This is a genomic window from Desulfovulcanus ferrireducens, from assembly GCF_018704065.1.
Classification (GTDB): Bacteria; Desulfobacterota; Desulfovibrionia; order Desulfovibrionales; family Desulfonatronovibrionaceae; genus Desulfovulcanus; species Desulfovulcanus ferrireducens.
In genome coordinates, this window is the sequence record NZ_JAGUQP010000045.1 from 1 (window position 1) to 7,938 (window position 7,938).

The 7,938-nt window shown below is 41.6% G+C and carries 8 protein-coding genes; 5 read left to right on the forward strand and 3 right to left on the reverse strand.

Annotated features, from left to right (window positions below; translation table 11 throughout):
• Positions 1-352 precede the first annotated feature (352 nt).
• The 3 genes from KFV02_RS11075 to KFV02_RS11085 all read right to left on the reverse strand — a co-directional run bounded on the left by KFV02_RS11075 (position 353) and on the right by KFV02_RS11085 (position 2,859).
• The gene (locus tag KFV02_RS11075) at positions 353-502 is read right to left on the reverse strand and encodes a hypothetical protein (RefSeq protein WP_252381620.1); all 150 of its coding nucleotides are present in this window, start codon (positions 500-502) and stop codon (positions 353-355) included.
• Positions 503-576: 74 nt separating this feature from the next.
• A complete protein-coding gene (locus KFV02_RS11080) occupies positions 577-1,209 on the reverse strand; it encodes a cytochrome b/b6 domain-containing protein (protein ID WP_252381621.1) in 633 nt (210 codons plus the stop codon).
• A gap of 15 nt (positions 1,210-1,224) precedes the next feature.
• Positions 1,225-2,859, reverse strand: coding sequence for a tetrathionate reductase family octaheme c-type cytochrome (locus KFV02_RS11085; protein ID WP_434800292.1), 1,635 nt, complete (start codon positions 2,857-2,859; stop codon positions 1,225-1,227).
• A gap of 181 nt (positions 2,860-3,040) precedes the next feature.
• Between KFV02_RS11085 and KFV02_RS11090 the strand changes: the two genes are divergently transcribed.
• From KFV02_RS11090 to KFV02_RS11110, 5 genes are all read left to right on the forward strand, one after another.
• A complete protein-coding gene (locus tag KFV02_RS11090; protein ID WP_252381622.1) occupies positions 3,041-3,751 on the forward strand; it encodes a Crp/Fnr family transcriptional regulator in 711 nt (236 codons plus the stop codon).
• Between the two features lie 98 nt (positions 3,752-3,849).
• Positions 3,850-4,776, forward strand: coding sequence for a metal ABC transporter solute-binding protein, Zn/Mn family (locus KFV02_RS11095; RefSeq protein ID WP_252381623.1), 927 nt, complete (start codon positions 3,850-3,852; stop codon positions 4,774-4,776).
• A 68-nt stretch (positions 4,777-4,844) separates the two neighbouring features.
• Positions 4,845-5,648 (forward strand): metal ABC transporter ATP-binding protein, encoded by an 804-nt coding sequence (locus KFV02_RS11100; RefSeq protein ID WP_252381624.1) that lies wholly within the window; start codon positions 4,845-4,847, stop codon positions 5,646-5,648.
• A 385-nt stretch (positions 5,649-6,033) separates the two neighbouring features.
• On the forward strand, positions 6,034-6,855 hold the full coding sequence (locus KFV02_RS11105) for a metal ABC transporter permease (RefSeq protein WP_252381625.1): 822 nt from the start codon (positions 6,034-6,036) through the stop codon (positions 6,853-6,855).
• Positions 6,856-6,871: 16 nt separating this feature from the next.
• Complete coding sequence (locus tag KFV02_RS11110; RefSeq protein WP_252381626.1) at positions 6,872-7,318, forward strand: Fur family transcriptional regulator; 447 nt, start codon at positions 6,872-6,874, stop codon at positions 7,316-7,318.
• Positions 7,319-7,938: the final 620 nt, after the last annotated feature.

The following is a 7,938-nucleotide window of genomic DNA, read 5'->3' on the forward strand; positions in this document are numbered from 1 at the left end:
CAATCTAGATCACTTAAATTTGCTTGATAACTCTATCTTATCTGCTCTTTTGGTTAAATTTAAACCGGACACTAGTGATATTTAATAAAAAATTTTTTGATAGATATTTTCTATTTGTATTTAAAATATTAAGTGTAAGCAATGTAATAATATGCTTAATGTTTTTAGGTTTTACATTGTTGTGTTTAGTAGTGTTCGAAATTTTTTATCCAGTCAGGTGAACATGGCTTTATGTAGCTAATGATGTGGCCGGTTATGGGTTAAGGTGAACATGAAAATTTTATGATTTCAGGAAACTTTAACCCCGTATCCTGGTTTAAGGCCTTGGGTTTTGCTTTATATCCACTTTCTTTTAGAAAATTTTTCCATAACACAGAGTACTGTGTACTGTGGTTGAGTCTTTGCCCATGGTCCAGGCTACTGCTATTTTATCAGGGCCGAACTTGGCATAGATCTGGTTTAGATAGTTTCTGGTCAGAGCAATCTTATCCTGTAGATCCAAAGTGATTCCTCCCATATTTGGCATTAAAAACGGCCCTAGCCGGGCCGTTTTTTAAAAGTCTATTTCGGACAAGCTCAAGATTTGGTCTTGATTTCCCATTTGGGTACAGCAGTGATGTCTTCTACTTCCTCCCAACCGGTAAACATGGCCTTTATATGGGCAAAGATGGTGTGTCCGGTAGTGGTCATATAGATGTGGACAATAACGAAGGTGACCATGGCAAAGGCTCCGGCTGTATGCAAGAAGGCAATTGTTTTCAGACTTAAATTGATACCCCATTCAGGCCATTGATTGTAATAGTAATAGATAAAGCCCGTTATGATTTGGTAAGGAACAAGAAAGGAGACAATGGCCAGATAGGTCAGTCTCTGCAAAGGGTTGTGTTTTGTGCGTTTACTTTTGGGCACTGGATGTGGTTCGCCCTTGAAGATTCCAGATACATAATATTTGGCTACTTGAAATAGTTTTTGAAAAGTTGGCACATATTGGCGCCACTCTCCCGTAGTTAATATCCAGAAAACAATAAAAGCATAGAGAATTAGCCAGGCCCAAGCACAGAAATTGTGGATTTCAAATGCCTTTTCAAAGCCAAACAGGGTATATGAAGAATGGATTTCAAAGCCGGTTAAAGCCAGAAGGATAATCAGCAGGGCCTGAGCCCAATGCCAGAAACGTTCAAACCTGGTATAGAGATATATTTTTTCCATTTTTAAGCCCCCTTTTTAATCTTTTTTCCTGGAAAAGATACGTAAGAATCCATGTAGCCCAACTCCGGCCAGGGAGCCAAACACAGCAAACCAACCAATGCTATCCAGGACTGAGTTGTAATCGCGGCCCGGCATGTAAAATCCACTTAATTTCGCTAGACGGCCATTGCGGCTGTGGCACTCATAGCATGAAAGAGATTTTTCTTTAGGTGCGACCATGTGTGTTATGGGGAAATGGTATTCAGTCTGCACAAAATCATATTGACCGCTATAGGGTAGGCCCGCATAGTCCATGCCTGCTTTTATGGCTTTTTGCCAGTCAAAAGCTTTCCAGTAGGCACCTGACTCTTTGGAACCAAAGAGATGGGGCACAACCATAGTTTTATTTATTTTGTCATACGGTTGTTTACCCCGGTGGACCTTAAAGGGGTAGATGCGTGATTTTGGATCATTATAATTTCCTATCACCTTGTTTAATTGTACTGGTTTGCTGGGATCGATTTTGTCCGTCAATAGGATATAATCCAAGGAACCGTTAAACCAAAAATATTCGGGCTGGACATTTTTTTTCCACACGAATTCACCTTTTTTGGTGTGATACTTGTGTTTTCCTAACTCATCGTGTTCTACGAAGGGTTTACCATTTTTAAATTTGCCTGCCTTGGACCAATCCCACCACATTTTAGTTGGGAGTTTTCGCGCAAAAGCAGGGATATGGCAGGTCTGGCAGGCCACTTTATCGGTGTGGTCATTGGCCTTGATTCCTGGCTTATGTGGTTTGTCGGTATGACATGATTCACAGGAAATACGCTTAATTAAATCGTCCTGGATCAGGCTCTTGCGTTCTGTAAAGGCCGGTTTTTTGTAGCACCGCCCGGCAATACTATGGGCCTCAGTGGTATGACAGCGTACACAGGTAAAATTGGCCCCATTTACAGCCATGTGCACATCAAGGTTGTAATCAGGATTTATCAGAGATGAGTCCAAGTCCCCGTGCTTTACTCCATCTCCTCCGCCACCAAAAAAGTGGCAAGTTCCGCAGTTAGTTCTTTTGGGACGGCCAACGTTTTGAGCGATCTTTTGATAGTTGGGCGGATAGAAAGTCTTCTTTCCAAACTTCTTGGGCTTTGAAACCGGATAACCCGCCATGGTGGAAAATTTTTTGTAAGTACCTGTTTGATCATGACAGACCAGACAATCTACTTTTTCCTGGGCTGTGAAGTCAAAATTTTTATCTTTCCATCCATAACCTGCGTGGCAAGACGTGCAACGAGCCTCGTTGCTGTGGATAGATATTCAGAAATTATTCAGGGTAAGGCCAGCTTTACCCATTTTTTTATCCGGATCATACGGACATTTCCATGTCCAGTGGATGGTCTTATGAACTTGGAGGGCTGCTTCATTATGACATGACAAGCAGGCTTTGGTTACTTCCTCTGGAGATTTAAAATCCTGCTGAAGGATCTTGTGTTTGCTGTGGTCGGTAGTGATCCATCTTTTGGGCTGGTTGGAAACCTTTCGTGCTTGTGCCGCGCCATAGGTTTTATAGTTGTCATCCAGTTCCTTGGCCTGGACAGAGTTTGTAAGGATTAGTGAAAACAACGAGAAAAAGAATAACGCCCATAATTTTACCCTGGCCCACCAAAACATAATGACCTCCTTGTTGTTTTTTTAGGGTACGACTCTCCAAAATAGATTTTATCTTGCCTATTCTAAATACTATATGTAATTTTTTAAGAATGTACACATTGATCTAGATCAATATTAACAACAGAAGCCTCCTCGTGAAAAAATCGTCTTAAACTAGTTGTGACCAGTTAAAGGAGAAAAGATGTACTCTTTGAACCAATTGACAACATTATTGCGATCAAGTTTCCTCTTTGAGGACTTGCCAGAGGAAGATTTAGCGATTCTTGCTCGTTCCGGACAGGTTAAATCTTACAAGGCTGGTGAGATTATCATGCGGCAGTCACAGCAGTTCCAGGCATTTTATCTGGTTATTTCCGGGAGGATCAAGCTTTCAAGAATATCCTATGAAGGCAAAGAGCAGATATTGAACCTGTTTCGCCCTGGCGAGACCTTTTGTCTGGTCCATACTTTTTCTGAAGACGGAGCCCCGGGAAACTTTGTCGCACTTAAAGACAGTATTGTCTTTGTCATATCTGGTAACACTTTTAAAAATTTGGTTCAAGAAGAACCTAATCTTATGTTTAAAATCCTTTCTATCCTGAGTTATAAGCTTAAACAGGCCATGGATACTATTACATTCCTGTCTCTCATGGATGTGCCGCAACGTTTGGCTGCCTTTTTTGTTCAGACGGCTTCAATAGATAAAAAAACAGGTCAGAGTGTGATCGGTCTAAATATTTCCCAAAGAGAGTTGGCAAAGATAATTGGCGTAGCTCCTGAAACCATGAGTCGGGTAATTAAGAAAATGGTCGAAAAAGGCTTGATTGCTGTGCGTGGTCGCGAGTTTCATATCCTTGACCAGGAACAGTTGCAAAAGCTGTCTTCAGGAGAGTTGCGCATGGAATGGAAGTGAACTTGGATGCACCATACTGTGAATTGTCTTGACAGGTTGTGCAACTATGTTGCACAAGCTCAATGCAACATAGTTGCATAGCTCGGGGAGGGAAGTTTATGCGTCAGGCCAAGTTGTGGGTTTTGATCCTGCTTATTTTTCTTTTGTTTCCGGAAGGCAAAGCCTGGGCCCAAAAGACACTGGTGTTTGTGAGTATTTTGCCTCAGAAATACTTTGTGCACAAAATTGGAGGAGATTTAGTAGATGTCCAGGTTATGGTGATGCCTGGGGCAAGCCCGGCCACCTATGAGCCAAGACCCAAACAAATGGTCATGCTTAGACAGGCAAGGGCTTACTTTGCTATAGGTGTCCCTTTTGAGCGTGTATGGCTAAAAAAGTTTGCCGGGTTAAATCCCAAGCTTCTTATTGTGCATACAGATGCCGGAATCGAGAAAAGGCATATGGAGCAAATTGAAGGAATTTTGAATAGCGTAAGCGACAATCATCAGGAGCATCGAGTAGAACATCACCATGACCGGACAGGAATGAAAGATCCTCATATTTGGCTCTCGCCCAGGCTGGTCAAAATTCAGGCTGAGAATATCTTTAAAGGTCTTGTCGCTGTTGATCCCATCCATTCTGCTGAATATAAAAGAAATTTTAATCGTTTTTGCAAAAGTATAGAGGAACTGGAGAAAAAAATTAAAGAAATTTTAGAGCCTTCAAAACTTAACTCTCGCAAGTTTATGGTTTTTCATCCTTCCTGGGGATATTTTGCCCGAGATTTTGGGCTTAAGCAGGTTCCGATTGAAGTAGAGGGCAGAGAACCAGGTGTCAGGGTTTTACAAAAGCTTGTGCAGCTAGCCAAAAGAGAGGGTATCAAAGTCGTTTTTGTTCAGAAGCAGTTTTCAGCGAAAAGCGCACAGGTCATTGCCAAGGCTGTTGGTGGACAGGTGGTCAGCCTTGACCCTCTGGCTTATGATTGGGAGGACAATCTGCTGCGGGTAGCCAAAGTTCTAAGAAGGGGTTTAGGAACTGGGGATTAGAGTGCAGGATAACTATACTTCAAAGACTACCTCCTAATACTTAACTCATAAAACTTAAGGCAAACCAAATGAATTCACCGGTAATTGAGCTTAGAAACGTTAGTTTGGCCTATGGAGACCATTTAATTTTGGAAGATGTGGACTTGAGAGTAGAACACGGTGAATTCGTGGCTATTTTAGGACCTAATGGTGGTGGCAAAACCACGTTGCTCAAAATTATTCTGGGTTTATTAAAGCCTGACAAGGGCCAGGTGCTGGTTTTTGGTCAGGAACCCCATAAGAGTTATAAACGTATAGGATATGTTCCTCAACATAGGCCGGATAGAGACCTTTTCCCGATCACTGTTTTAGGGGTTGTTTTAATGGGTCTTGGGAGCAGAAGGCTTGGATTTACCTTTGGCCGGAAGGAAAAAAAGCAAGCCTATCTGGCCCTTGAAAAGGTGGGTATGCACAAATTGGCCCACAGCCGCATTAATGAGCTTTCCGGAGGTCAAAAGCAGCGGGTGCTGGTGGCCAGGGCCCTGGTCTCTGAACCAGAGCTTCTAATCTTTGATGAACCAACAGCCAGTATTGATCCACAGGGCAAGCAATGTATTTATGAGTTTTTGGCTAATTTGGGAGAGGAAGTCACTGTGCTTGTGGTCACCCATGACCTGATTGTGGCTTCATCGCAGATTAGCAGGATTGCCGTGGTGAACAAAAGAATCATTATGGGCCAAGACAGGAACTTGACCAGAGAGATGCTCGACCTTCTTTATGGTATCCACGACTACCCTTGTCCTATGGGGAATTTTATAGACGGAGTTTCAACTCTTTTTGAAGAGACTGAAGCTCGAAAGACGGCGGAGCAAAGCAAGAGAGACCTTAATTGATCAGAGTTAAAATGCATTCAAAAAGTTTACAAACGCGTAATCCAGGGGAGCTAAGGAGCCTGTAGCCGAACCTTTTTGTCAATTAATTTTCAAGGTTTATTCTAGTCTTGGTTTCTTTCATGCTGGTACAAAGACTTGGACCCTTCTAAGGCTTGCTTGTGGACAGAGCATAATGGGATATTTTGGATAAACAAATATTCTTTTTACTATCGAAAGTTATGGGCAATGTCGCAAAATGTGTAGTCCATTCATCCCGATGCTCTGTTTTTTTCGCAAGCTTCGCCAAGATGGGTTACCCAGGCCGTTTGTAATGCATTTCAGAAAGCAAGACTTTCAACCACCGCTTAAATTATGGTTTGGCCACAGGCTCTAAGGAGAATTAAAAATGCTTGACCTCCTGAATTTGCCTTTCATGCAAAACGCATTATGGGCTAGTATTTTAACCAGTATTGCCTGCGGGATTATTGGTTCCCTTGTTGTGGTCAATCGTTTGGTTTTTTTGGCAGGGGGGGTTGCCCATAGTGCTTATGGAGGGGTGGGCCTGGCCTTTTTTTTGGGACTTCCGGTCCTGCCCTGCACCCTTGGATTTACCCTGTTTACCTCAGGTCTTTTGGGGGCAATTACTCTAAACCGCGATAACCGCACAGACACCGTGGTAGGTCTGATCTGGGCGGCGGGCATGGCCTTTGGTATTATTCTTATTGACTTGACTCCAGGGTACAACGTGGACCTAATGAGTTACCTTTTTGGTAGTATCCTCACTGTCCCTGATTCTGATCTCTGGGTTATGCTGGTCATGGACTTGTTTATTGTCGGCCTGGTTACCATACTTTACAGAGGTTTTCTGGTCATGTCTTTTGACCGTGAATATGCCAAAACACTTGGCCTTTCAGTGACATTTTACTATTTTCTCCTCTTGAGCTTAGTCGCGGTGTCCGTGGTCATGATTGTTCGGGTAGTGGGTCTGATTTTGGTCATTGCCCTGCTCACAATACCGGCCTATCTGGCGGAGAGAAAGTGCTTGTCTCTAGCCCAAATGATGTTTAAATCCATCCTATGGAGCATTGTTTTTTGTATTTTGGGGCTATGGGTCTCTTTTACCTTTAATATCACTTCGGGAGCGTCTATAATTGCTGTAGCTACCATTACTTTTTTTATTTTTTTGTGTATTGATTTTTGTCATAAAAGATTTTTCCATGAATCTTAGTTTATCTTAAAAAGAGATGAATAATAAAATAGAAATGAACTATGAAGTGCAAGGCATTTTACATGGTGCCGGACTTGAGCCAACCCATCATCGGGTTATGGTTTTGTCTTTTATTGTCAATAAAAGACGTCCTGTAACTGCTCAGGAAATCCTTCAAGGACTTATTACTCAGACCTCGATAAACAAGGTAACATTGTACCGAATTTTAGACTTACTGGTGGAGAAAAAAATTGTTTATAGACATAGTGCAGGAGACAGGTCGTTTAGATATTGTTTTGCATCGGTAGAAAATAAAGATGGGCACTGCCATTTTTATTGCAAAGAATGTGGGCAGATGCAGTGCATTTCAATGCATAAACTACCATTAGCTATAAACGAAGCGTACAAAGATTTGCCTGTCCGCATAGAAGATATTGAAATTCGTTTCGACGGCGTGTGTCAGGATTGTTTGCAAACAAGTTAAGTTATAGAATGTGTGGTGTCGAGCATGGGTGTGGTCGTTCATTTAACTCCTGAGCTTTTAATGATGCAACTGCAATAATTAAAATTTTACAGTTTTGATAAACATCTTCAGCTTGTAACCTATTCAAATAATTCAACATTCATCATTCAAAATTCAACATTGCCTGCAAAAAGTCCCTTTTTGCAGGCGCATCTTTAATACCTTTTTTAAGCTGAATTTGAAAGTGGCTACTTTTCCCTTCCATATCTGTTAAGTTATTTGCTCAACTTTCTGACACGATTAACATCCTCAAATTACTGCACAATTGAAGAGTGCATTTTCTGAAATGCATTACAAACGGGTTGGGTAACACATCTTGACGAAGATTGCGGAAGTGCTGTGCATAGGGAGGTTATTCCATCGAACTTTCGAAACCCATCATAACAACAGAAAAGGCATTAAATAATATTCTATTGACTAACCCCATTATGCACAGCCCGCAAGCAAGCCTTAGATGTGTCCAACTCTTTGTTAGCATTGAAGAAAATGCGCTCGCAAATTAACTCAGCAACTGTGTTTTTTGTCAATAGTTAATGGTTAAAATTTATTGGTTAGTTTATTTTGTTTTCAAGAACAATTTT